Genomic DNA, 24,813 nt, shown 5'->3' with positions numbered 1-24,813 from the left:
AGGTTATCCCAAAAAGAGAACGTAACGAATCTATTTTGTAGTACTTGGTGAAAAAGAAAGCAATAAACAACTATTTTATCTAAATTCTGGATGAAATAGTTGTTTATTTTTTTACACTTTCACAATCCGTTTTTTTCGCAAGCCTAAACGACCACTGTATGAAGCTTTTTTTAACAGGTTTTTTTGCTGTTTCCTTCTAAAAAGTAAGCGGATTTTCACTTGTGAATTCACAAGCATAAAATTTCTGAATCCGTTTTATTTTTGCTATAGTTAGCATTGTCAAAAGACAAAAAGTTTAGTAGGAAGAGGGATTACCATGAAAGTAGTTGTAATTGGCTGCACCCATGCTGGAACAGCAGCTGTAAAAAGTATTTTAAACAATCATCCAGAGGCAGAAGTAACAATTTATGAACGTAATGACAATATCTCATTCTTATCATGTGGGATTGCATTGTATGTCGGAGGCGTAGTTAAAGATCCTGCAGGGTTGTTTTATTCAAATCCAGACGAACTTGCTGGGTTAGGTGCGACAGTTAAAATGGAACACAACGTCACAGATGTTGATACAGAAAATAAAACTGTAACTGCGGAAGATTTAAAAACGGGTGAAGTTGAAACAGTTTCTTATGATAAATTAGTTGTGACAACAGGGTCATGGCCAATTATTCCGCCAATTAAAGGAATCGAATCTGAAAATATTTTACTATGTAAAAACTACAACCAAGCAAATGAAATTATTGCACAAGCCAAAGATGCAAAACGCGTCGTAATCGTTGGTGGAGGCTATATTGGAATCGAATTGGTTGAAGCTTTTGTTGAATCTGGAAAACAAGTCACTTTGATTGATGGCTTAGATCGTATTTTAAATAAATATTTGGATAAACCATTCACCGATGTTTTGGAAAAAGAATTGGTGGATCGTGGAGTAACTTTAGCTTTAGGTGAAAATGTATCAGAGTTTATCCCAGATGAAGCAGGTAAAGTAAAACAAGTTAAAACACCTAGCGAAACATTTGATGCAGACATGGTGATCTTGTGCGTTGGTTTTAAACCAAATACAGAGTTAGTTGCTGGAAAAGTTGACACACTACCAAATGGTGCAATCAAGGTCAATGAATATATGCAAACAAGCAACCCTGATATTTTTGCAGCTGGTGACTCAGCAGTTGTTCACTATAACCCGTCAAATACTCAAAACTATATTCCGTTGGCAACAAATGCTGTTCGCCAAGGATTATTGATTGGGTACAACTTAACAGAAAATAAAATGCATTATCGTGGAACACAAGGAACATCAGGCTTGTATTTATTCGGTTGGACCATCGGCTCAACTGGTGTAACCACTGAAAGTGCACCATTAAATAATTTGGACGTTCAAGCAACCTTATTTGAAGATAACTATCGTCCAGAATTTATGCCAACAACTGAAAAAGTTTTAATGGAATTAGTTTATGAAAAGGGGACAAATCGTATTGTGGGCGCACAATTTATGTCAAAATATGATGTCACTCAATCTGCAAATACATTGTCACTTGCAGTACAAAATAAAATGACAGTGGAAGATCTAGCACTATCTGATTTCTTCTTCCAACCACACTTTGATCGTCCTTGGAATTACTTGAATTTACTTGCACAAGCAGCTTTAGCTGAGATTGCAGAAAATAAATAAAAAGTGAAGAGACACGCCAACAATGAGTTACCTGACTGTTGGTGTGTCTTTTTATTCTGTGAAAGTTTGTATGCTTTAAAAGTATAATTAGTTGTAATCTAGCCGATTTTTTGTGAAAATAAACTAGGAGTTTAAATTGGAGGGATGTCAGATGGAAAAAGAATACTTTAACCAGCAAGAAGTATTTTTAAAAGATTATCAAAAATTTGCCAAACAAAATAATGTGACGATTGATCAATTAGCAGATCAAGTGATTGAAGAATTGAATCGAACGCAAGCAGATCGTTTCACCTTGCCAAAAGAAGAAGCTGTGGATGGAAAGAGCCATTGTTTCCCTTTTAGCCGTCGCGTATATTCGGATGAAAATGATGGTACCTTGAATACAAGTTATACGTATGAAGGCGAGCCCTATGTTTTAGAAACGGAAGAATAATCTGAACAATAAATGCAAAAGACCTCGTGAATTATTTCATGAGGTCTTTTTATTTTTACTAAGATCGAACTCTTTTATTCAAAAATTGAAATATTAAAATGCCTTAGCAGATCAAAGATTGCTGTTTGTTGTTCTTTACTAGCAACTAAGTGTTGGTTGATTGTAAATTCAGCTTCTGGAAATGCGCTTTGTAAAGCAAGTACATTTGCCAGAATACATAGATGCGTTTCTACTCCCACGACCTCGATTCTTTTTTCTTCCTGTTTGTCTGTAAAAAAATTATCCTTTATTTCAACTAATTTTTCAGGAGGAATCGTAAAATAATATTTTTTGATTACTTGTTCCTTTTCTAAAGGTGCTAAAGCGGATATCAGTTGAAGGTCATTCGTTTCCTCTGCTTTTCCCTTCTTTTCAACAGGTATGTCTCGTGTAAACAAAACGTATTCGTTCGTTTTTCGTGCTTTTTCTAACCTTTGAGCAATAGGTTGAACTAAGTGAGTCGCAGTGGGAACGTAAAATTTACTTGTTGGATCAAGAATGTGGTTTTGCATATCGATGATAACTAACATTTTTTATTCTCCTTTTAACGAAAGATGAATGGAATAAATCTAAATTCTTTTAATTTAAGAATAACGGAGAAGATTCTAAATGGAAAATGAAATGATTGATGAATCAATAGGATTTTTAATTGACAAACGATAGTTAATCGAATTCTTTGAATAAAAAAAGTGAAACAGTTATCATAATGATAGATAGATGATAAATAGATTAAAAACAAACAGCCTAATTTGAGCGATGCGTTGAAATACGTGGAATGTGAAGGAGGAAAAAGAATGCCAGCGTATTACTTTGTTGATAAAGAAAAACAGGTGACAGATTCAGATGAAACAAAGTGTAATTGGATAATCGTGAATAATAAAGATGTAAACGAGATTGAAAAAATCACACAACATTATCAATTACCGCAAGATATTTTTATTGGTATTTCTTATCCTGAAGCGATTTCAAGAGTGGAATATCTCCCTGGAACGAAGTTGAAGAATGCATTTTCACTTGTATTGTTAAACCTTTCCAGTAATCGTACAAAAATCGAAGAACGTTTGACACCAATTTCTTTTGTGGTGTCGGATGATCTTTTGATTACTTGTGTAGAAACTGAAACGATTTTTATTAAGAATCTAATTGACAAACACCAGAAAAAGCTTGATTCATTTGAGAAGATCATTGCTTATACGATTTTGAACAGTTATACCCATTTCGTTAAAGAATTACAGAAAATGAAGCAAGAAATCGACTCATTAGATGAAGGGGCACGTAGGACAACTGAAAATGAAGAGCTTTACAAGCAAGCTGATTTAGAACGAACCATTGTTTACATTGATCACACATTAAGAGATCAAAAAGAGACACTTGATGAATTATGGGAGGTGAATGATTTTGCAGAGAAATTAGCTGATGATCAGTTGCTTTACGATGTCAAACTAAGGCAAAGACAGACTGAAAAAATGATTTCGATTTATCGGGATTTGCTTGAAAGTATCGGAAATCTTTTCAGCGGTATGATGGACAATCACTTGAACCATTTAATGAAATATCTTGATTCTGCAACGTTAGTGATTTCAGTCCCAGCAATGATTGCTGGAATCTGGGGGATGAACACTGGCGGTTTGCCAGGTAAAAGTTCTGAGTTGGGTTTTTTCTTAGTTCTTATTGGTTCTGCTGTAGCAACCGCTGCAGTTGCATTGCATTTATTGAGAAAAGACTATACGAAATAGTTAAGTATGAGTTGCTGTTTTGAAGGAAAATTTGTTTTAATATGAGGAGGAATAGCATGACTGAACCAAAATTAGTAGATCCACGAAAATTATACCATACGGAAAAATTTCCAAAACAAGACCAAAATACACCAGCCCTACAACAAAATATGAAGCCTGTTCCAGATTGCGGTGAGGAAACTTACAAAGGATCCAATCAATTAGAAAATCGGCGCGTGTTGATTACTGGTGGGGATTCTGGGATTGGACGTGCTGCTGCGATTGCGTTTGCAAGAGAGGGGGCAGATATCGCATTACAATTTTTACCTGGAGAAGAAGCGGATGCGAACGAAGTAGCAAGGTTGATTGAGAATGCGGGTCGCAAAGTAGTCCTGTTGCCTTTTGATTTGCGTGATGAGCAAGCACCTAAGGAAATCATTCGCCAAACAGTAGCTGAATTAGGTGGCATTGATACATTAATTCTAAATGCTGGACAACAAATTTCTTCTTCGTCCATTGAAGAATTGCCTATGCAACAAGTAAAAGATACTTTTATGGTAAATATCATCGCCATGTTTTCTTTAGTTAAAGAAGCGGTACCTCATCTTCCAGCTGGAGGAGCCATTGTTAATACAACTTCTGTACAGGCAACAAACCCAAGCGAACATCTACTTGATTACGCAGCAACTAAAGCCGCTATTGCGAATTTTACGATTGGCTTAGCCAAACAGTTAGCGCCGAAAGGAATTCGTGTGAACGCTGTCGCTCCTGGACCCATTTGGACACCTCTACAGCTTGACGAAGGACAGCCGAGCGAAGCTATTCCAGAATTTGGACAAGATAGTCTTTTAGAACGTGCAGGTCAGCCAGCTGAGTTAGCTTCAGTGTATGTATTTTTAGCTTCAAATAAAGCAAGTTATGTTACAGCCCAAATTTATGGCGTAACTGGTGGTGAGGCAATTAATCTGTAAAAAAGCATGAATCAATCACCTTGTTAAGTGATGAAAAATGGCTGAGAGAAAGAAAGCACTAGGAATCTTTACCTTAGATTTCTGATGCTTTCTTTCGTTTGTTTATGACGAAATCAAATCAAAATCAATGAGGCCAGCTTGCTTCACTTGCGCTTTTTCCGTATACTGATTTTGAAGTGGAGGAAAAGAACATGCTAAGTTTAACCAAATATCTACAATCAGGACAGACAACAATTTCTAATTTGTTATTCGTAAATTATCGGAAAATGGGCCTTGAATCAGAAGAATTTCTTTTTATTTTACAGTTACACATGAAGCAACAAGAAGGGGACTTCTTTCCAGATTTACAACTGATAGCAATCAACATGGGGTTGAAATCAGATCAAGTTTATCAAATTTTAAATCGATTGGTCGGTGGTGGTTTTCTCGTAATCGAAACAATCACTGTTGATGGTAAAAAAGCGGATCAATATAATTTACTTCCATTGTATGAAAGACTGGAAAAGTATTTAGATAGTCAAGCATCAAAAGCCAAAGAAAATCAACAAGAGCAAGAAATTCAATCGGTTTATCGTTTATTTGAGCAAGAATTTGGTCGGCCGTTGTCTTCAATCGAATTCCAGCGAATTGGACAATGGCTAGAGGAAGATCACTATCAACCGGAAGTACTAAAGCTGGCTTTGCGTGAAGCAGTATTGAACCAAGCGTATAGCTTTAACTATATCGATCGAATTTTGTTGTCTTGGGAACGAAAAAATTTACGAACAAAACAACAAGTCGAGGAAGAACAAAAACGACGTAAACAGCAACTGTTGCAAAAAGAAGTAGAACAGTCTGCACAATCAGAAGAATTACCTAAGGTTTCTTTGACAAATTGGTTAGAAGAAGAACTGAGAAACGAAACAAAGTAGAAAATGATGAGGAAGACAAGATGCTAAGTAAAGAAAACACAATGTTAGCAATTGAAGAAATGTATAAGATGTTTCCAGATGCACATGGGGAGCTCGTTCATAAAAACCCTTTTGAATTATTGATTGCTGTGATTTTGAGTGCCCAAGCAACAGATGTTTCAGTAAATAAAGCAACACCGAGATTATTTGAAGCATTCCCTGATCCAGAAACATTAGCGCAAGCTTCTGTCGAAGAAATTATTCCAAAAATCAAAACGATTGGTTTATACCGAAACAAAGCAAAGAATATCAAAGCATGTGCAGAACAGTTGTTGGAACGTTTCGATGGGGAAGTCCCTAATACACGGGAAAAACTGATGTCTTTACCTGGAGTAGGACGCAAGACAGCCGATGTTGTCTTAGGGGATGCTTTTGGAATTCCAGCTATTGCCGTTGATACACATGTTGAGCGAGTGTCTAAACGATTGCGAATTTGTAAATTAAATGCAAGTGTACTCGAGGTGGAAGAAACTTTGATGCGAAAAGTGCCAGAAGATCTTTGGGTGAAAACACATCATACCATGATCTTTTTTGGTCGTTATCACTGTACAGCGAGAAATCCAAAGTGTGAAGGTTGTCCGTTGTTACCGATGTGCCAAGATGGAAAAATACGAATGAAAGAAAAGGTCAGGACAAAATAATGTCCTGACCTTTTTGTGTTTTAAGCTGCTTAATTAGTTATCAGTAGCAAATTATGAACTCGAACTAGCTTTTTCAGAGCGAGCGGCGTTTTCAGTATTGCTAGTTGGCGGAGCAGTTGAAGATGTTTCTGGTGGTGTTTCAACTTCAACTGTTGAAGAACTACTTGAAGTTGAAGGCACTGGTTCTTCTGAAGAGCTAGAAGAGCTACTTTCAACTGTAGTGGAAATAGCTGTTCTTGATTCAACGGTGGTCGTTGAAGTAGTACTCGACTTTGGCTCAACTGTTGAACTAGAAGTTGGGACATTCGATTTTCTTGGTACACTGTAACTTGGGACAGTATATTGATCTTTATAATAAAGTTCATTGTTTACTCGAATCAAATCGCTCGGCATGGTCCAATCATCATTTGAAACATTTGCAGAAACATACTGCATCAATTCTCGATATACATCAGAAGCAACATGCGATGATGCATCAGTAACTGGCGTCATTTTCTCATTATAGCCCGTCCAAACAGAAATTGCATAGTTTGGTGTATAGCCAGCAAACAAAATATCGGGATAGACACCGGAAGAACGTCCGATTTTTGCATATTCATCATCTGTATAGTTAGATGTCCCAGTCTTACCAGCCTGATATAAACCTGGAATTTGAGCGTTCGTTCCTGTTCCTTTTGTCAAGGTGTCTTTCAAGATATCAGTCACCATGTAGGCAGTTTCTTCAGACATTGCTCTGGTACCTTCAGGCTCAAAAGTTTCTTCTGTCCCATCCTGATAGATCACTTTATTGACATATTGTGGTTTGTAGTAAGTCCCACCATTTGCTAAAGCTGCGTAGGCCGCTGCCATTTTTAAGGAAGAAGCACCATATTTTGTTCCGTCCTGATCTTCTGTGTTACTTGAAATGGCATTTGATTGATGAATCGTACGATAATTAATACCAACGCCACTTAAGAAAGAAGCAACTTTGTCGGCACCAACTTCGTTGAATAGTTTAACTGCTGGTATATTCCGTGAGTCATATAGTGCTTGTCTCAAAGTGATTGTCCCCATGTAGCGGTTATCCCAGTTCATAACAGGGGTAGTCGTTCCTTCGTAGTTATACGGAGCATCGGAAATCGTTTTTCCAGTAGAATACTTTAGGTATTCAAAGGCAGGTGCATAATCCGTAATTGGTTTCATCGTTGAACCAAAATCACGTGACGTGTTGACCGCTAAGTTGTTTCCAAGTGTGACATCTTCGGCAACTTTTCGAGCGCCGATTTGTGCTTTGACTTGTCCTGTCTTTGCATCGATCAATGTGGAAGCAACTTGCATTTGATCGTCAGGATAAGCAACATATTGGTCGGTATTTACAATATTGTATAGTTGTTTTTGTGCATCTAAATCAAGGTTTGTGTAAATATCAAGACCATCAGTATAGACGTTTTTATCTGTTTTTTCTTCAATTTCGTTAATGACTTCTTTTACATAGTTATCGACGATTTTCGTATTATCATCACCAGAAGATAATTCTTGTAGACCGTCCGTGACAGGGACATTTACTGCCTGATCATATTCTGCTTGAGTGATTTTTTCGTTTTGTAGCATTGTATAAAGAACGATATCGCGACGTTTTTTTGCTTGTTCAGGATAAGTATATGGATCATAAGCTGAAGGTGCTTGAGGCATCCCAGCAAGAAGTGCAGTTTGTGCTAAGGATAGTTCAGGTAATCTTTTTCCAAAGTACATTTCTGCGGCTGTTTCCATGCCATAAAAACCATTTGCCATATAGACTTTATTGACATAATAAGTCAAAATTTCTTCTTTGGATTTTTCTTGTTCTAACTTGACAGCCATCCAAGCTTCTTGTGCTTTTCTCTTTAACGTCTGGTCTTCTGCTTTTGTTGAGAAGAAGGAAAGTTTGATCAATTGCTGAGTTAAAGTACTTCCACCTTGCAGTCCGCCAGACGTGAAGTTTGACAGCGCAGAACCAAGGATGCGGACAGGATCGACACCGATATGTTTATAGAAACGACGATCCTCAACGGAAACGATGGCATCTTGTAATTGTTGTGGTAGTTCGCTGGCAGTGATCTTTTCGCGTTTTTCTGCCCCAAGATCTTCAAATAGCTCTCCTGTTGAAGTATATAGTTTTGACGAGACAGTGGCATCTAAGTTTTTATCTGTTAAGGCAGGGGCGTCTTTTGCATAAAACCAAAATAGACCAACACCAGATAGAAATAAGACACAGCCAATGAAAACAATGCCGAGTAAGATTTTGACAATTAAATTTTTTCCGTTTTTTTGCTTACCAGAGCCATTGCGGGAAGTTGATTTTGTTCCTTTTTTCTGGGGAGGACTTGTTTTTCTTCGCGATGCTCTCGTTTGTTCATTTGCCATTAGTGCTTTTCTCCTTTTGATAATGATAGATACTGATCGACTGCATCAAGATAAGGGACGCGAGGTAAGAAACCAGGTGTGATTTCTATTCCAAGTTCTTCAATTAATGAAAGTGGTAAAGACTTTCTACCACCATCAGTTTGTTGATACCAATAGTCAATCAGATGGGTACTACTTAAATAGAAGCAACGTTTTAGACTAGAAAACCATAATAAAACAAAACAGATACCATCTTGCTTTATACAAGACTCCATATGTTTGATTTGATGCTCGTGAAAGTTATTGAATGGGAAAGATGTTTTATTTTTTGTTTCTTTTGCTTCAAAATCCAAATAGAAACCTCGATAAACACCGTTGTAATCAGTTGTCGAAGCTTGAGTAAAGTAAGCTTCTTTAATCACTGCGGCACTTCTTCGAGGGTAATCGACTTTAACGATTTGAATAGGGGTTGGCTTCTTGTGTATGACTGCCAAATTTTTTGATAGATAAAAGCTGTTGCTCTCATTGATAGCTTCTTCAAATGACATACCTCGGTTACCAAAAACAGTGGAAGAAGTTTTTTTTCCTTGAATTTTTGGTTTTGAAGAGGCATCCTTAGAATAAGGTTGGCCATTAGGGTAGCGTAAGACCATATTTAATCACACTCCTGCGCACATTATAGCAAAAAAAAGTAAAGAAAGAAAAGGAATCAGGTGGTGAATCAATTGAAAGTAATCTATGTTTCAGGCTATCGAAGCTTCGAACTGGGTATTTTTCAGGAAAAGGATCCAAAAATCAAAGTTATTAAAAATGTTTTAAAAAAAGAAATTCGCCAACTAGTTGAAGAAGGATTAGAGTGGGTGATCAGCAGTGGCAACCTTGGTGTTGAGTTATGGGCGACTGAGGTTGTAGCTGAATTGAAGCAAGAGTATCCTGAATTACATTTAGGAATTATTTATCCATTTGCTGAGTTTGGCAGTAATTGGAACGAAACAAATCAGGAAAAGAAAATGCTAGCGGAACAAGTAGCGGACTACATTGAGTCGGTCAGTCATTTACCTTATAAAAATCCTAATCAATTAAAAAATCATACACAATTTCTACTTACACATACAGAAGGGACTTTGTTGATCTATGACCCTGAATACATTGGAAAGACAGATTATTTTTTGCGCGATGCAAGAAAATTTCAAGAGAATAAACCTTATGAAATTCGTTTGATTAGCATGGATGATTTACAAAATTCTGTGGAATAAAAGGAGATAGTGTTTGATTTATAGTTATTTTTCCGATACAATGGGAAAAGTAGAAAAGTTATAATGTAAATGAGAATTAAATAGAGGTGTAAATATGGCGAATTTGATTTATAGTCCAAAAGACATTTTACAACAAGAATTCAAAACCAAAATGCGTGGATACGATCCAATTGAAGTTGACGAATTTTTGGACAATATCATTAAAGATTATGAAGCATACAGCAAAGAACTCCTTGCTTTACAAGAAGAAAATGATCGTTTGAGTGCAAAAGTTGCTCAACTATCAAAAACACAAGGAACACAAACTCGTGTGCAACCAACAGAAGCACCTAAGAGTACGGCAGTAACAAACTTTGATATCTTAAAACGTTTATCAAATCTTGAACGTGAAGTTTTTGGAAAAAAACTTGACCAAGCAACACCATCTGCTTCTGCACAACCTAATGCAGGCAACTATACAAATGCAGATGCAAGTGATGACAACGAAAAAACACGTCAATTTTAATTAGTGAATTTTTTGCGATTTTCGGGTAATCGCGGTCTGACTTGATCAGGCTGAGGAAAGTCCATGCTCGCACAGACTGTGATGTCTGTAGTGTTCGTGCTTAGCGAAAAGATAAGCTAAGGTACTCTTAGGAGTAACGGCAGGAAAACGAGCTAAGGCTTCGGCTATGCTTTAGTATCCTTGAAAGTGCCACAGTGACGAAGCGAATCGGGAAACTTATTCGGTGGAACGCGGTAAACCCCTCGAGCGAGCAACCCAAACAATGGTAGGGGCGCTTTTTGCTAGGAATCAGAACAAGGCAAAAGGGCAGTTAAACTGCAGATAGATGGTTACCCCTTTATTTCTTCTCCCTGGAGGAATAAAGGACAAAACATGGCTTACAGAAAATCGCAATAATCAGGGAATACCTTCCAACGATGTTGTGAAGGTTTTTTTTATAAATAAGGAGACTAGTATGGACAAAAATAGAAAATTTAACCTTGTAGCAACTGCCGCAAGTGGTTTAGAAGCGCTGGTTGGAAAAGAGCTACGTGATTTAGGAATTGATTGTCAAGTAGAAAATGGGCGAGCTCGTTTTGAAGGCACAATGGAAACAATCGCAACAACTAACCTATGGTTGCGTACAGCAGACCGTGTCAAAATCGTCGTCGGCGAGTTCGACGCATTTACGTTTGATGAATTATTTGAAAATGTGAAAGCTTTGCCATGGGAAGACTTTTTACCTTTAGATGCAGAATTTCCAGTTGCTGGAAAATCAATTAAATCAAAGTTATATAGTACACCAGATTGCCAAGCAATCACTAAGAAAGCAATCGTTGATCGTTTGCGTACGTATTATCATCGTCCAGCTTCTGTGCCGTTGACAGAAACAGGTGCTCATTTTCAACTAGAAGTTGCTTTGTTGAAAGACCATGTGATGATTACTTTAGATACAACAGGACCAAGTCTATTTAAACGCGGCTACCGTTTAGAAAAAGGTGGTGCACCATTAAAAGAAAACATGGCTGCAGCATTAGTAGCGTTAACAACTTGGCGAAAAGATCGTCCTTTTTATGATCCTGTTTGTGGTTCTGGAACTATTTGTATTGAAGCAGCCTTGATTGGGCATAACATAGCACCCGGATTTAACCGAGAGTTTGCTTGTGAATCATGGGAATGGTTTGATAATAATGTCATGGAAGAAGTCCGGGCTGCTGCAGAAGAACAAGCTGATTACGATGTAGAACTAGACATTACGGGTTCAGATATCAATGGACGAATGATTGAAATCGCCAAAGCAAATGCTGAGGAAATTGGCTTGGGAGATTCCATTACCTTTAAGCAACAAGCATTGAAAGACTTCAAAACGGATAAAGAATATGGCGTAATCGTTGCTAATCCACCATACGGAGAACGATTGGGCGAAGAAGAAACAGTTCGTAAACTGTATCAAGAAATGGGTGACGTATTTAGACCACTGAAAACGTGGAGTAAATATATCTTGACCAGTGATTTAGCGTTTGAAGAATATTACGGACAAAAAGCAACGAAAAAACGTAAATTATATAACGGTGCTTTACGCACGGATTTGTTCCAGTACTGGGGAACACGTCCCCCACGTGTGAAAAAAGAAGACTAGGATTTGTTTTTAAATTTGGATTTTTGGAGGAATGACAGATGAAAGAAACAGAATTTTTACAAGAATTAAAAGAAATTAATCTTTTGCAACAAGCATTAGGAATTTTGGACTGGGATACACAGACAGGGATGCCTGAAAAAGCCAGTGAATACCGTAGTGCTGTTGATAGTTACTTGTACAGTCTTTACTTTGAAAAAAAAGTAGGACCTAAAATCGAGGAAGCACTTGCTTATTTTGGCGAGCATCCAGAAGAATTATCTGAAGTAGGACAAGCTGCGTATCGAAAAGTGAAGGAAGACTTCGAACTAGAACATAACGTGCCTAAAGAATTGATGACAAAATATAGCGCAGCAATTTCTTCTGCGCATGGACAATGGCAAAAATCACGAGAAACAAAACAGTTTGCTGATTTTGAATCGGCGTTGACACAAAATATTGAATTAACTAAAGAATTGATTCCTTATTGGCAGAAAGATGAAAAGACGCCGTATGATGTGCTGTTAAACCAGTATGAACCAGGTATGACTGTTGAAATTCTAGACAAAGTATTTGCACAATTAAAAGATGGAATCATGTCGATTCGTCAAGAAATAAGTGAAAAAGGAACAGAACCTGAAACTAGCTTTCTTTCACGTAAAATGACGAAAGAACAACAAAAACGATTTGTTGTGGGCGTTATCGAACAACTAGGATATGAATTTAGCCGAGGACGTTTAGACGATACGATTCATCCATTTATGACCGGAATCAATCCCGATGATGCACGAATCACAACTCGTTGGAATGAATATGATTTTCAAATGGCTGTTTTTGGTGTCATTCATGAAGCAGGTCACGGAATGTATGAACAAGATATTGACGATAAATATGCATATACACCAGTTTATCAAGGTGCATCAATGGGTATCCATGAATCACAATCTTTATTCAACGAAATTATTATCGGAAGCAATCGAAGCTTCTGGGAAAAACAATATCCTTTTTTCCAAGAATGTGCAGAAGGGACGTTTGCGGATGTTGAATTTACTGATTTCTATCGTTCATTGAAGCGCACACAAGCAAGTTTGATCCGAATTGAAGCAGATAGCTTAACTTATCCGCTGCATATTATTATTCGCTACGAAATTGAAAAAATGATTTTCAACGAAAATTTAGCAATTGCTGAACTTCCAGAAGTTTGGAACCAAAAATACGAAGAATATTTGGGTGTTCGACCAACGAATGACCTCGAAGGAATTCTCCAAGATGTTCACTGGTCGGGTGCAAGTTTTGGTTATTTCCCTTCATATGCTCTGGGATATATGTATGCAGCCCAGCTATTACATGCATTAGAAAAAGAATTGTCGATTGATGAAGTTTTAGCTTCAGATGATTATTCACCAATCAAGAAGTGGATGGAGACACATATTCACCAATATGGCGCTTCAAGAAAACCAAACCAGTTGATTCAGGATGCTACGGGTGAATCATTAAATCCTAATTATTTGATTGAATATATGCGAGATCTATACTTCAATGTATATCAAGTAAACTAAAACTGGAAGTCTGGAACATTGCTTCATTTGTTCCAGACTTTTTCTGTTGGATGGATTTGTCAAAACGAAGTGAAGGAGTGAAGTAATGGACGAGAAATTAAAAAAGATAGCTGCGTATAGTTTCAATCAATTGAAAAACGATCAAACAGGTCATGGAGAAGATCACACGAAGCGAGTGGTTCAGTTAGCAACAGATATTTTAGCGACGGAGCCAACTGCTAATCGAGGAATCACCTTGGCAGCAGCTTATCTTCATGACACGATTGATGATAAAGTGGTATCTAATGAAGAACAAGCGAAAAAAGAATTAGTTGCTTTTTTAAAAAAAATTGATTTGACCAAGCATCAAATCACCTCAATTTTTGCTATTATTGAAAATATGTCCTTTTCTAAAAGTCTTGGAGAAAATGCGGAAGAACTAACGATAGAAGGAAAAATTGTTCAAGATGCAGACCGACTGGACGCTTTAGGCGCAATCGGGATTTTGCGAACAGCTTATTTTGGAGGGGGACATGGACATCCCATTCATGATCCTGAGATACTGCCACAAATCTATGCGAGCAAAGCCGATTATCGTAAAGGTTCTACCGTTATCAATCATTTTTATGAAAAGTTATTTTTATTGCCTGCACAAATGAATACCGTTTATGGAAAAACTGAAGCGCAACGTCGTGAACAATTTATGCGTGATTTTTTAAAAGAATTTTATCAAGAGTGGGAAAATACAAGCGACTCACTGGATCAATGAAAGAAGTTAACTAATTATTTATTATGTAAACTTGTATACGAAAACAAAATACCACAACTATCGTTGTAGTATTATGTTAGGAAAAAGCTAAGTGTTTTTACTCTTAAAATTTGTTAAGCGACGATAGCCACGAAACAGATTTAAGAGAAATAAGCAACCAGCTACAATGATTGGTACCCAGATTAGATAAACTGGATAGCCAATTTGTGCGGAAAGTGTTTGTGACGAAATGTTCTGCATCTCGGTGGCGGCTTGTTGCCATGTTTGTAGATTAAAAACGAACATAAAGCCGGAGATAATCAACAAAATAAAACCTAGATAATGGATTTTGGTTTTCTTTCGTAGATACGCAAAACCTAAATACAGTACGAATAAAAAAATCGGAACTCCAAAGACAAAATAGAAATTCAGCACTTCGACACCTCCTCATATATCATTTATGATACTTCAAATTGATTGAATTGAGAAATAATAGCGTCGTGCTTGCTTAAGCATTGAAGCGATTGATAAACTATACATTGAAAATCAAGAAAATATATAAAAAGTGTGGTGGGTTGTTATGGCAAGTTACATCGAACCAATTCGGTTTGCGTTATTAGTATTTCCTTTTTTAGCATTAGCAATTTCTTCGGTCTTCTTTATTTATGAATACCGTAAATACGGCACATTTCTTTTATCCCGAGGAATTATTCTCTATTCTTTTGTATTTTACTTATTGTGTGCATACTTTTTAGTCATTTTGCCATTACCAGCAAGGGAAACGGTAGCCCAGATGACAGGACCTAAGATGGAGCTAGAATTGTTTGCTTCATGGCGCCATTTTTGGAGTCAAACGGTCTTAAACATCCATGACCCAAGTACTTATTTAGCGGCGATGAAACAAAGTGTTTTTTTAGAACCAGTGTTTAATATCTTATTGCTTGTACCATTTGGGATTTATCTCAGATATTATTTTAGATTATCTTTTGTGAAAACAATAATTGCTAGCTTTTGTTTATCCTTATTTTTTGAGCTTACGCAATTAAGTGGACTATATTTTATTTATCCTAGACCGTATCGCTTGTTTGATGTGAATGATTTGCTTCACAATACGTTGGGCGGAGCATTGGGCTATCTTGTGGCACCGATTTTTACCTTCATGTTGCCGACAAGAGCGAGAATGGATGAGATATCTTATGAAAAAGGTCGGAAAGTGTCCTTAACGAGAAGGCTGGTTGCTTATTTGATTGATTGGGCATTTTTGGGCATAGTAGATAGTGTCATTTCCATTTTGTTACAATTAATGTTCAAAAAAGATGTCGTTACAACGAACAGTAAATGGATTTTCTTAGAAGTGTTCTTGTATTTTATCGTTTTGACTTATCTAACAAATGGTAAGACACTTGGAAAAAAAGTTGTACGTATCCAAGTTGTGGAAGAACAAAAAGAACGAGTTTCTTTTAAGGCATTGCTGATACGTTACAGCTATCTTTACTTCCTGTTTTATGGTTTGAGTTGGGGAGTCCAATTTGCGCAACAAATCATGGAGCAATCAACGGGTGTATTACAGATGAGTGCGATTTTTGTTTTTATGGGCTTGTTGTTTGCACAAGGAATCTTTGTCTTGAATCTTGTGCTTTCATTTATCAGGAAAAAAAGTGTCTTGTTTTATGAGAAAGCTAGTCACACCTATACAATCAGTACGATCAAAAATAAATGAACTGAAAATGTCTGACAAGAGATGGTAGAAAAAGCACGGTCCCTTGTTTTAGAATAAGAGAGCAAAAAAGATGTGGCTGTGTTATAATGCCAAAGTCGTGAAAAATTAAAGAGAAGAGGTGCACAGATGAGTAATTTTGATAAATTCAACTTTCAACCATTTATTAACGAAGCATTGACAGCAAAAGGCTTTGAACAACCAACGGAAGTACAAGAAAAATTGATTCCACTGATTGCCAAAGGAAAAAATATTGTCGGTCAATCACAAACAGGTTCTGGAAAAACACATACATTTTTATTACCCCTATTTAATAAAATTGATGCTACAAAGGAAGAAGTCCAAGTAGTCATTACTGCTCCAAGTCGTGAGCTAGCTGCACAAATTTATAAAGCAGCTAATCAGCTTGCACAATTTTCAGTGCCAGAAATTCGTGTCAGCAATTTTGTTGGTGGAACGGATAAGCAACGCCAACTGGATCGTTTACGTCACCAACAACCGCATGTCGTGGTTGGAACACCGGGGCGTATTCTAGACATGATGAACGAACAAGCGTTAAAAATCCATACAGCATTTGCGTTTGTTGTGGATGAAGCTGATATGACATTGGATATGGGATTCTTAAACGAAGTCGATCAAATCGCAGGTCGTTTACCTGAAAAAGTTCAATTTTTAGTATTCTCAGCAACAATTCCAGAAAAACTACGTCCGTTTTTACGTAAATATATGCAAAACCCTGTTATCGAAGAAATCAAGCCAAAAGCAATTATTTCAGAAGATATCGAAAACTGGGTGATGTCGACAAAAGGCAAAGACAAAAACAAAATGATCTACCAATTATTGACAATTGGTCATCCCTATTTAGCAATTGTATTTGCAAATACGAAACAACATGTTGATGAAATTGCAGATTACTTGAAGAAAAAAGGGTTAAAAGTTGCGAAAATTCATGGTGGCATTACGCCTCGCGAACGTAAACGTGTCATGCGCCAAGTGCAAGATCTAGAATTTCAATATGTGGTAGCAACCGATCTTGCTGCACGTGGAATCGACATTGAAGGAGTCTCACATGTGATCAATGCAGAGATTCCTGAAGATACAGATTTCTTTATTCACCGCGTCGGTCGAACAGGAAGAAATGGACTTAAAGGAACAGCAATCACACTTTACTCGCCAAGTGATGAACAAGCAATCGATACGTTGGAAACTTTAGGCGTAAAATTTGAGCCAAAAGAAATCAAAGATGGCGAAATCGTGAAAACCTATGACCGAAATCGTCGAACAAAACGTGAAAAATCAAAAGACACGTTAGATCCAACTTTGATTGGTTTAGTGAAAAAGAAAAAGAAAAAAATCAAACCTGGATACAAGAAGAAAATCGATTGGGCGATTGCTGAAAAGAACAAACAAGAACGTAAAATCGAACGTCGTCAACAGTCACGAACAGCCCGAAAAAACAAAAAAAATTCTCACAAATAAGTTCATCAAAATCAATTTTTCCAACTGAGTGTTTAATGAACGATTAGCGTTGGAAACTTCAAGAAACAAAAGAGTGTACGCACAACTTACTTAGCGTGTTGCAAAGAAATATAGAGGTATGATCATACCAAAAAGTTCGGTAGCTCTTTGATGGATAATGAAAAAGTGAACCAAAACAAAACGTCGTTTTGTTTTGGTTCACTTTTTTTATGTTGTTATTGAGTTAACCAATCATAAAATTTTTTCCATACCGATACAAAGAATACCATCTTCTTCAAAAGGAGACGTACAGGAATTATATCCACAATGTTCATAAAAAGATTGTGCTGTTAGTTCAGCGACTAAATAGCTTAAACAGCAGCCATTATTTTTGGCAAATTGTTCTGCTTTGAACAAAAGTGAACGTCCAATTCCTTGTTTGCGATAGGCTTTTGCTACACAAAAACGGTCAGGTTGAAAACATGTTTCGTTTTTCAGTTGATAACGTAAGGTTGCAACAGGGATTTGATCATCGAGAAGTAAAAAATAATTTCTTTGACTGGTATCGAGTACATCAAACTCCCATTCAGGTGGAATGTTCTGTTCTAAGACAAAGACTTCATAGCGAAGCGTAAAGCTTGCTGCTTGAATCCAAGTTTCATTGCCAAAAAATACGTTCATAAAGCTTCTCCTTCAATCAACTTTTTTATTCAGCGTAACACAAACGAAGAAAAGCAAAAAGAGGCAAAATAGAAAAGCATTATTGACAGACAACCGCGAAGTGCGTATACTTAACGAGTACAAAAAAGGACATGATTTGTTTTTAGGGACTCACAGAAAATTCTTTCTAGGCTGAAAAAAGAATAGTTGCCAATCAAATTGCTCCCTTTTTTCTTTTGATAGAAATATCAACGCAACTCAGCGTTATCGAGTTTAAGAGGTAATGATCAAACATCATTGCAACCAAGGTGGTACCGCGAGTTTTCGTCCTTGGCTGTAATGGTGTTTTTTGTATTGAAAAACAATGAGAGAAGGTAATGGAATGAAACAATTAAGTAGTGCACAAGTTCGCCAAATGTTTTTAGATTTTTTCCAATCAAAAGGACACACAATTGAGCCAAGTGCCTCATTAGTACCAGTTAATGATCCAACTTTGTTATGGATCAATTCAGGAGTAGCAACATTAAAAAAATATTTTGATGGTTCAGTTGTTCCAGAAAATCCAAGAATCACTAATGCACAAAAATCAATTCGAACAAATGATATTGAAAATGTCGGAAAAACTGCGCGTCATCATACGATGTTTGAAATGCTAGGAAACTTTTCTATCGGAGATTATTTCAAAGAAGAAGCAATCCACTGGGCATGGGAATTTTTGACAAGCCCTGAATGGATGGCTTTTGATCCTGAAAAGTTATATGTTACCGTTTATCCAAAAGATACTGAAGCAAAACGTATTTGGCATGAAGAAGTGGGCTTACCAATGGACCACATTATCGATGTAGAAGATAACTTCTGGGATATTGGTGCCGGTCCTTGTGGTCCCGATACAGAAATCTTTTATGACCGTGGTGAATCATATAACGATTTAGCCGAAGATGATCCAGAAAATTATCCTGGTGGCGAAAATGAACGTTATTTAGAAATCTGGAACTTGGTATTTTCTGAATTTAACCATAAACCAGATAACACATTTGAACCATTACCACATAAAAACATTGATACGGGCATGGGCTTAGAACGGATGGTTTCTATCGTTCAAGATGCACCAACTAACTTTGAGACAGATTTATTTATGCCCATCATTCACGCTGTTGAAAAATTAAGTAACCAAGTGAAGTATGGCGAAAATCCAACAACAGATATCTCTTATAAAGTAATTGCTGACCACATTCGTGCGTTATCTTTTGCGATTGGAGATGGCGCACTACCTTCAAATGAAGGACGCGGTTATGTATTACGTCGTTTATTACGTCGTGCCGTTATGCATGGAAAAAAATTGGGAATCAATCAAGCTTTCTTGTATAAATTAGTTCCAGTTGTTGGTGAAATCATGGTTAGCTACTATCCAGAAGTTTTACAACAAAAAGAATTTATTGAAAAAGTAATTCGTACAGAAGAAGAACGCTTTAATGAAACAATCAATGAAGGTTTAGATATCTTAAACCAAGTGATTGAAGATGTAAAATCAGCAAAAGGAACAACTTTAGCTGGTAAAGATATCTTCAAACTTTATGACACTTATGGTTTCCCAGTAGAATTAACGGAAGAAGTAGCAGAAGACGAGGGGCTAAAAGTCGATCATGCTGGTTTTGAAAAAGAAATGGAAGCACAAAGAGAACGTGCCCGTTCTGCAAGAAGCACGGAAAAATCAATGGGCGTCCAATCTGCATTATTAACAGATATCAAAGTGGATAGTAAATTTATTGGTTATACAGAAGTTGAGGCAGATAGTAAATTGCTAGTGATCGTTCAAGACGAAGAATTACTAAGTGAAGTAACAGAAGGTGTTGCTCAATTGATTTTTGCTGAAACACCTTTCTATGCCGAAATGGGTGGACAAGTGGCTGACCAAGGTTGGATATTAAATGATGCAAAAGAAGTAGTTGCTACGGTTACAGATGTTCAAAAGGCACCAAATGGTCAATTTATGCATACAGTAACAGTCAAATCACCAATGCAAGAAGGTGCAATCTATCATTTAGCAATCAACGAACCAATGCGTAATCGAATCATTAAAAATCATACGGCGACTCACTTATTGCATAAAGCGTTAAAAGAAACTTTAGGTGAACACGCAAACCAAGCGGGTTCATTAGTTGCTCCGGGACACTTACGTTTTGACTTCACTCATTTTGGCCAAATCACAGCAGATGAACTAGCTCAAATGGAACGAATTGTTAATGAAAAAATCTGGGAAGCTATTCCAGTTCAAACAATTGAAACAGATATTGACACAGCAAAAAACATGGGTGCAATGGCCTTATTCGGTGAAAAATATGGTCGTGAAGTTCGTGTCGTCAATATTGGTGAATGGTCAATCGAACTTTGTGGTGGGACACACGTGTCAAATACAGAAGACATTGGTATTTTCAAAATTGTTTCTGAATCAGGAATCGGCGCAGGCGTTCGCCGTATCGAAGCTGTTACAAGTAAAGAGGCTTACGAACTACTAGAAGGTGAAGAAAAACAATTAAAAGAAGTTGCAGCAATTGTCAAATCACCTCAATTAAAAGAAGTCGTTACAAAAGCAGAACAGTTACAACAACAATTACGTGAATTACAAAAAGAAAATGAAAAATTAGCAAGTAAATTAGCTAATCAACAAGCGGGAGACATTTTCAAAGACCCAGAAACGGTTGCTGGAAAAACGTTGATTGCTTCACAAGTAAAAGTGAAAGATATGAACCAATTACGTCAACTAGCAGATCAATGGAAACAAAAAGCAATCTCTGATATTCTTGTTTTGGCAAATGAACAAGAAGAAAAAGTTAGTTTGTTAGTTGCTATGTCGAAGGAAGCAAATGAAGCTGGGCTAAAAGCAGGCGACTTGATCAAAGCAATCGCACCGAAAGTTGGCGGTGGTGGCGGAGGTCGTCCGGACATGGCACAAGCTGGAGGGAAAAATCCAGCAGGTATTCCAGATGCATTAGCTGAAGCAAAAAATTGGTTGCTTAACCAATAATCATTTGTTAAAATTTACCGTTTAAACATGAGCAAGACTTGGGATGCTATTGGAAAATAGTCATTCCAAGTCCGCTTGTTTTTTTGTGTCTATTTTAAGATAAACGTAAATAGTTGACGAATGAGTAAGAACTTTTTACGATGAAAAGAAAAAGGTGGGGTTTGGAAATGAATAGTAGAAATAAAACATTTCGTTTAGTATTACGTGCAGTCTTATTGGCAATCATTATTGTTCAAGCAATGGTTCCTTGGCTGGGATTTATTCCATTAGGTTTCATTAGTTTGACAATCATCCATATTACAGTTATTGTTGCAGCTGTTGTGTTAGGACCTAAAGATGGCATGCTGATTGGTTTGTTTTGGGGAATTGCAACCATAGTTCGTGCTTTTGCCATGCCAACAACGCCTTTTGATACGTTAGTCTTTACAAATCCAATCATTTCAGTAGTGCCACGGGTGCTTGTTGGTTTGGTAGCAGGTGTTGTCTTTCATTGGATTTATCGAAAAAAACAATCAGTGGTGATAGGTGCTGCTACAGCAGGAGTACTTGGTTCCTTAACAAATACTTTGCTTGTTTTAGGCTTCATGGGTATCTTTTATACGAGTGCAACTGCCAATGCATATGGTGTGGATACATCACTTTTGTTTAAGACTTTGATTGGGGTTGCGGGGATCAATGGGATTCCTGAAGCGATTGGTGCAGGGGTTATTACGCCACTTATTGCTAAAGCACTCTTTGCTGCGACCCCTTTGAAACCAGAATAAGCAAGACGAATGAGAGCATATCTTTTTAGATAAGGGAGTAAGCATGTGACAAGAAAACAAACAGCAGAAAAAGCAACGAGCAAAGAACGGACGAAGCAAGGAATCTTAGCAGGCGTTTTGGGTTTGATTTCCAATTTGATTTTATTTGTTTCCAAATTTATGATTGGGATCTTATCAGGTAGTGTGTCAATCATGGCAGATGCAATCAACAGTTTGTCGGATACTGCGTCCTCTGTATTGACTTTGGTTGGTTTTAAGATTGCAGCTAAACCAGCAGATAATGAGCATCCATATGGCCATGAACGATTTGAATATATTAGTGGATTATTTGTGTCAATTATTATTTCTTATGTGGGCTTTACATTTTTAGAATCTTCTTTTCAAAAAATTATTCATCCAGAAAATATTATTTTGACCCCAGTTGTCTTTTTAGTCTTGATTTTTTCAATTGGTTTGAAGTTCATTCAAGGAAAAATGTACAGTCGAATTGCAACAAAAATTGATTCGAATGCTTTACGGGCAACTTCAACGGATAGTTACAATGATGTATTCACAACGTTAGCAGTTTTGATTTCAGCAGGCGTTGAGTGGTTGACTGGGTGGAGAATTGATGGCTACATCGGATTTGCGTTAGCCCTCTATATTCTGTATAGCGGTGGAATGATGGTCCGTGACTTTGTCTATGAATTAATGGGCAGTCGACCTACAACAGAGGAAATCGAAGAAATGGAAGCTTCACTGAATAATTACGACCAAATTTTGGGGTATCATGATTTGTTAGTACACAATTATGGACCAAGTAAACGATTTGCATCGGTTCATATTGAGGTAGATGATAGTTTAGACTTGAATCAGGCACATCGAATTGTTGATCGAATCGAAAAAGATTTCAAAGAACGTTTAGCAGTTGATTTGGTTTGTCATTTAGATCCTGTTCCAGTGAGTAATGAACGTTATTTAGCAATATTGCAAACATTGCGTGAAATCGTTGCAACTACGGCAGAAGGACTTAAAATTCATGATTTTCGCGTGGTAAAAGAAGGGAAAATTTTGCAATTTGATGTGGTTGTTCCTCAACAATGTCACTTTTCTGACGAGAAATTGGAAGAAATCATTCGAGAGCAAGTCAAGCAAAAAATTGGCAAGTATCAGGTTGAGATAACTTTCGATCATAATTATTTATTGTGATCGAAGTGCTAAACTCCAAAAAATAAGAATAAAATTTCGCGAAATGTAGGCATATTTGGAAGGAGTTGCTTGGGGAGTCACCGAAGATAAGGTTTGTAGCCCAAGTGTATAGCTCTGACAAGCTAGTGAGTAGATGTTCAAAATAGGTTTACTTATTTTCTTGAAATAAAATAGATTACTGAAGAGTTAGTTTGAGAAGTTATTTTGGCAAACAAGAAAAGTTTATTAAAAGACCGAAAACGATGAAACTTGTTAGATTTCATGGTTTTCGGTTTATTTTTTTATCTGTTTGAGTTGTTTTTTCAATGCTTGTCGTGCTAGGTTATCAGCGCCTTTATTTTTACTTTCAGGAATCCATTGTAAAAGAAACAATGAAAATTCTGGAAGAAGTCTTTGGATTGCTGACAAGTAGGGTTGAAATAAGTCGTTCGTTGTAAAATTTTTATCAATGGTGGAAACTAAGGTTTTACTATCCGAATAACAAAAAATCGTTTCAGTATTCAAAGTCTTTTCCTTTAAAATCTCTAAAGTTTTTAAAAAGACTTCGAATTCTGCTTCGTGATTTGAACCATCAGAAAGAGGAACAGCTAACTGTTCATACCGGTTTTCTCCAAGAATTATGATACCGCCACCACTTGGCCCAGGGTTGCCTTTTGTTGAAGCATCAATGTATACTCGTAACATGAATATCTCCTTTTTAAAATAAAATAGTGTTATGATATGATTATAGCATTATTACTTATCATGCGAGGTTAGACAATGAAAAAAATTATTCGCTGGCAACCAGAACTGGCACAGTCGATCATCTATTGGTCATTGACGTTGATTATTTTCTTTTTCAGCTTGATTTTGTCTCTTGAAAATACGAGACCTTATTGGAAAAGCAATGTAGTCATGGGCATTTTTGCTGTGTTTTTATTGTTAGGGTTACGTCGTTCATTTGTATTAGAAAAAAATTCAATCAAAATTCGCTATGCTGCTTTTTGGAAAGACAAAAAAATAACGTTACAGCAAGTTGAAAAGGTTGCTCCACATGATCATGGTTTAGAGTTGAAGTTAGCAGATGAGTTAGAGCCGACAATCTATTTATTACGTGCAAAAGATCAAGTGTCTGTTCGTAATTATTTTACAGGGGCTTCACAAGAAGTGTTTGTGAAACAGTCACGAAAAGATAAATAGAAAGAGCAGATCAAATAGTGCTCATAAACAAATGAGAAGAAGGAGTTGAGGATTTTTGTCTGCAACTCCTTTTTAGTTCGCTAAAATAATAAAAAAGTTGAGACAAAAAATGTCTCAACTGTGATTTTTTTATTCATTTATTTTGTAGATTTACTTATAAATAGTCTCAACTAGCTTAATTTTTTAACATGAGCTGCTTGTGTTCCACGATTGCCTTCAATAATCTTAAACTCCACTGCTTGGTTTTCTTCCAGACTCTTAAAGCCCTCTTCCTCGATTGCGGTAAAATGGACAAAAATTTCCTCCGTTTCATCATAACTGATAAACCCGTATCCTTTTTTATTGTCAAACCATTTCACGATTCCTTGGGTCAAAGCACTCACGACCTTTCTTAAAATCTAC

The 24,813-nt window shown here is 36.8% G+C and carries 24 protein-coding genes and 1 other RNA gene; 18 read left to right on the top strand and 7 right to left on the bottom strand.

The window, feature by feature from the left end; all coding sequences use genetic code 11:
* Window positions 1-316: 316 nt before the first annotated feature.
* On the top strand, window positions 317-1,669 hold the full coding sequence (locus tag AC4BD1_RS07005) for an NADH oxidase (RefSeq protein WP_206908811.1): 1,353 nt from the start codon (window positions 317-319) through the stop codon (window positions 1,667-1,669).
* A gap of 151 nt (window positions 1,670-1,820) precedes the next feature.
* A complete protein-coding gene (locus AC4BD1_RS07000; protein WP_490466148.1) occupies window positions 1,821-2,102 on the top strand; it encodes a DUF5960 family protein in 282 nt (93 codons plus the stop codon).
* A 74-nt stretch (window positions 2,103-2,176) separates the two neighbouring features.
* Here the strand turns inward: AC4BD1_RS07000 and AC4BD1_RS06995 are convergent, their stop codons facing one another.
* Entirely contained in the window at window positions 2,177-2,671 is a 495-nt protein-coding gene (locus AC4BD1_RS06995; protein ID WP_490485383.1) for an isochorismatase family protein, read from the bottom strand.
* Window positions 2,672-2,935: 264 nt separating this feature from the next.
* Here AC4BD1_RS06995 and AC4BD1_RS06990 point away from each other — a divergent pair, with 264 nt between their 5' ends.
* From AC4BD1_RS06990 to nth, 4 genes are all read left to right on the top strand, one after another.
* Window positions 2,936-3,877 (top strand): magnesium transporter CorA family protein, encoded by a 942-nt coding sequence (locus AC4BD1_RS06990; RefSeq protein ID WP_490466147.1) that lies wholly within the window; start codon window positions 2,936-2,938, stop codon window positions 3,875-3,877.
* Window positions 3,878-3,933: 56 nt separating this feature from the next.
* Window positions 3,934-4,827 (top strand): SDR family oxidoreductase, encoded by an 894-nt coding sequence (locus tag AC4BD1_RS06985; RefSeq protein WP_490466146.1) that lies wholly within the window; start codon window positions 3,934-3,936, stop codon window positions 4,825-4,827.
* A 191-nt stretch (window positions 4,828-5,018) separates the two neighbouring features.
* A complete protein-coding gene (locus AC4BD1_RS06980) occupies window positions 5,019-5,738 on the top strand; it encodes a DnaD domain protein (protein WP_206908822.1) in 720 nt (239 codons plus the stop codon).
* Between the two features lie 20 nt (window positions 5,739-5,758).
* Complete coding sequence (gene nth, locus AC4BD1_RS06975) at window positions 5,759-6,418, top strand: endonuclease III (protein WP_490485382.1); 660 nt, start codon at window positions 5,759-5,761, stop codon at window positions 6,416-6,418.
* Between the two features lie 51 nt (window positions 6,419-6,469).
* On the opposite strand, the gene AC4BD1_RS06970 is transcribed toward nth, so the two are convergent.
* Both AC4BD1_RS06970 and recU read right to left on the bottom strand, forming a co-directional pair.
* The gene (locus AC4BD1_RS06970) at window positions 6,470-8,800 is read right to left on the bottom strand and encodes a PBP1A family penicillin-binding protein (RefSeq protein ID WP_490485381.1); all 2,331 of its coding nucleotides are present in this window, start codon (window positions 8,798-8,800) and stop codon (window positions 6,470-6,472) included.
* Complete coding sequence (gene recU, locus AC4BD1_RS06965) at window positions 8,800-9,432, bottom strand: Holliday junction resolvase RecU (RefSeq protein WP_206908828.1); 633 nt, start codon at window positions 9,430-9,432, stop codon at window positions 8,800-8,802. Before recU ends, AC4BD1_RS06970 begins: the two co-directional genes overlap by 1 nt.
* A 63-nt stretch (window positions 9,433-9,495) precedes the next feature.
* Between recU and AC4BD1_RS06960 the strand changes: the two genes are divergently transcribed.
* From AC4BD1_RS06960 to AC4BD1_RS06935, 6 genes are all read left to right on the top strand, one after another.
* Complete coding sequence (locus AC4BD1_RS06960) at window positions 9,496-10,035, top strand: SLOG family protein (protein ID WP_206908830.1); 540 nt, start codon at window positions 9,496-9,498, stop codon at window positions 10,033-10,035.
* Window positions 10,036-10,129: 94 nt separating this feature from the next.
* Complete coding sequence (gene gpsB, locus AC4BD1_RS06955; protein WP_206908832.1) at window positions 10,130-10,540, top strand: cell division regulator GpsB; 411 nt, start codon at window positions 10,130-10,132, stop codon at window positions 10,538-10,540.
* A gap of 17 nt (window positions 10,541-10,557) precedes the next feature.
* An RNA gene (gene rnpB / locus AC4BD1_RS06950) (RNase P RNA component class B) lies at window positions 10,558-10,925 on the top strand.
* Between the two features lie 69 nt (window positions 10,926-10,994).
* On the top strand, window positions 10,995-12,158 hold the full coding sequence (locus tag AC4BD1_RS06945) for a THUMP domain-containing class I SAM-dependent RNA methyltransferase (protein ID WP_206908834.1): 1,164 nt from the start codon (window positions 10,995-10,997) through the stop codon (window positions 12,156-12,158).
* A 38-nt stretch (window positions 12,159-12,196) separates the two neighbouring features.
* Entirely contained in the window at window positions 12,197-13,693 is a 1,497-nt protein-coding gene (locus tag AC4BD1_RS06940; protein WP_490485380.1) for a carboxypeptidase M32, read from the top strand.
* 85 nt (window positions 13,694-13,778) lie between these two features.
* On the top strand, window positions 13,779-14,441 hold the full coding sequence (locus AC4BD1_RS06935) for an HD domain-containing protein (protein ID WP_490466142.1): 663 nt from the start codon (window positions 13,779-13,781) through the stop codon (window positions 14,439-14,441).
* Between the two features lie 87 nt (window positions 14,442-14,528).
* Here AC4BD1_RS06935 and AC4BD1_RS06930 read toward each other — a convergent pair whose 3' ends face one another.
* Window positions 14,529-14,855 (bottom strand): hypothetical protein, encoded by a 327-nt coding sequence (locus AC4BD1_RS06930; protein WP_206908840.1) that lies wholly within the window; start codon window positions 14,853-14,855, stop codon window positions 14,529-14,531.
* 145 nt (window positions 14,856-15,000) lie between these two features.
* On the opposite strand from AC4BD1_RS06930, the gene AC4BD1_RS06925 reads away from it, so the two are divergent.
* Both AC4BD1_RS06925 and AC4BD1_RS06920 read left to right on the top strand, forming a co-directional pair.
* Window positions 15,001-16,140: a VanZ family protein gene (locus AC4BD1_RS06925; protein WP_490466141.1), complete on the top strand. Its 1,140-nt coding sequence runs from the start codon at window positions 15,001-15,003 to the stop codon at window positions 16,138-16,140.
* Between the two features lie 126 nt (window positions 16,141-16,266).
* Window positions 16,267-17,616 carry a DEAD/DEAH box helicase gene (locus tag AC4BD1_RS06920; RefSeq protein ID WP_206908844.1) on the top strand — a complete coding sequence of 450 codons (1,350 nt, stop codon included), beginning with the start codon at window positions 16,267-16,269 and terminating at the stop codon, window positions 17,614-17,616.
* 231 nt (window positions 17,617-17,847) lie between these two features.
* Here AC4BD1_RS06920 and AC4BD1_RS06915 read toward each other — a convergent pair whose 3' ends face one another.
* A complete protein-coding gene (locus tag AC4BD1_RS06915; RefSeq protein WP_490466140.1) occupies window positions 17,848-18,276 on the bottom strand; it encodes a GNAT family N-acetyltransferase in 429 nt (142 codons plus the stop codon).
* A 361-nt stretch (window positions 18,277-18,637) separates the two neighbouring features.
* Between AC4BD1_RS06915 and alaS the strand changes: the two genes are divergently transcribed.
* From alaS to AC4BD1_RS06900, 3 genes are all read left to right on the top strand, one after another.
* On the top strand, window positions 18,638-21,280 hold the full coding sequence (alaS, locus tag AC4BD1_RS06910) for an alanine--tRNA ligase (RefSeq protein WP_490485379.1): 2,643 nt from the start codon (window positions 18,638-18,640) through the stop codon (window positions 21,278-21,280).
* A gap of 167 nt (window positions 21,281-21,447) precedes the next feature.
* Window positions 21,448-22,044, top strand: coding sequence for an ECF transporter S component (locus AC4BD1_RS06905; RefSeq protein ID WP_206908240.1), 597 nt, complete (start codon window positions 21,448-21,450; stop codon window positions 22,042-22,044).
* A 45-nt stretch (window positions 22,045-22,089) separates the two neighbouring features.
* The gene (locus AC4BD1_RS06900) at window positions 22,090-23,232 is read left to right on the top strand and encodes a cation diffusion facilitator family transporter (RefSeq protein WP_490485378.1); all 1,143 of its coding nucleotides are present in this window, start codon (window positions 22,090-22,092) and stop codon (window positions 23,230-23,232) included.
* 273 nt (window positions 23,233-23,505) lie between these two features.
* Here the strand turns inward: AC4BD1_RS06900 and AC4BD1_RS06895 are convergent, their stop codons facing one another.
* Window positions 23,506-23,916 carry a ribonuclease HI family protein gene (locus tag AC4BD1_RS06895; protein WP_206908231.1) on the bottom strand — a complete coding sequence of 137 codons (411 nt, stop codon included), beginning with the start codon at window positions 23,914-23,916 and terminating at the stop codon, window positions 23,506-23,508.
* Window positions 23,917-23,991: 75 nt separating this feature from the next.
* Here AC4BD1_RS06895 and AC4BD1_RS06890 point away from each other — a divergent pair, with 75 nt between their 5' ends.
* Window positions 23,992-24,411, top strand: a complete 420-nt coding sequence (locus AC4BD1_RS06890; RefSeq protein WP_206908230.1) for an EbsA family protein — start codon at window positions 23,992-23,994, stop codon at window positions 24,409-24,411.
* A 170-nt stretch (window positions 24,412-24,581) separates the two neighbouring features.
* Here the strand turns inward: AC4BD1_RS06890 and AC4BD1_RS06885 are convergent, their stop codons facing one another.
* Window positions 24,582-24,785 carry a cold-shock protein gene (locus AC4BD1_RS06885; RefSeq protein ID WP_206899050.1) on the bottom strand — a complete coding sequence of 68 codons (204 nt, stop codon included), beginning with the start codon at window positions 24,783-24,785 and terminating at the stop codon, window positions 24,582-24,584.
* Between the last annotated feature and the right edge of the window lie 28 nt (window positions 24,786-24,813).

The organism is Enterococcus sp. DJ147D b (assembly GCF_058216655.1).
Note: the sequence above shows the minus strand (reverse complement) of the source record. Positions and strands in the feature narration are given on the sequence as shown.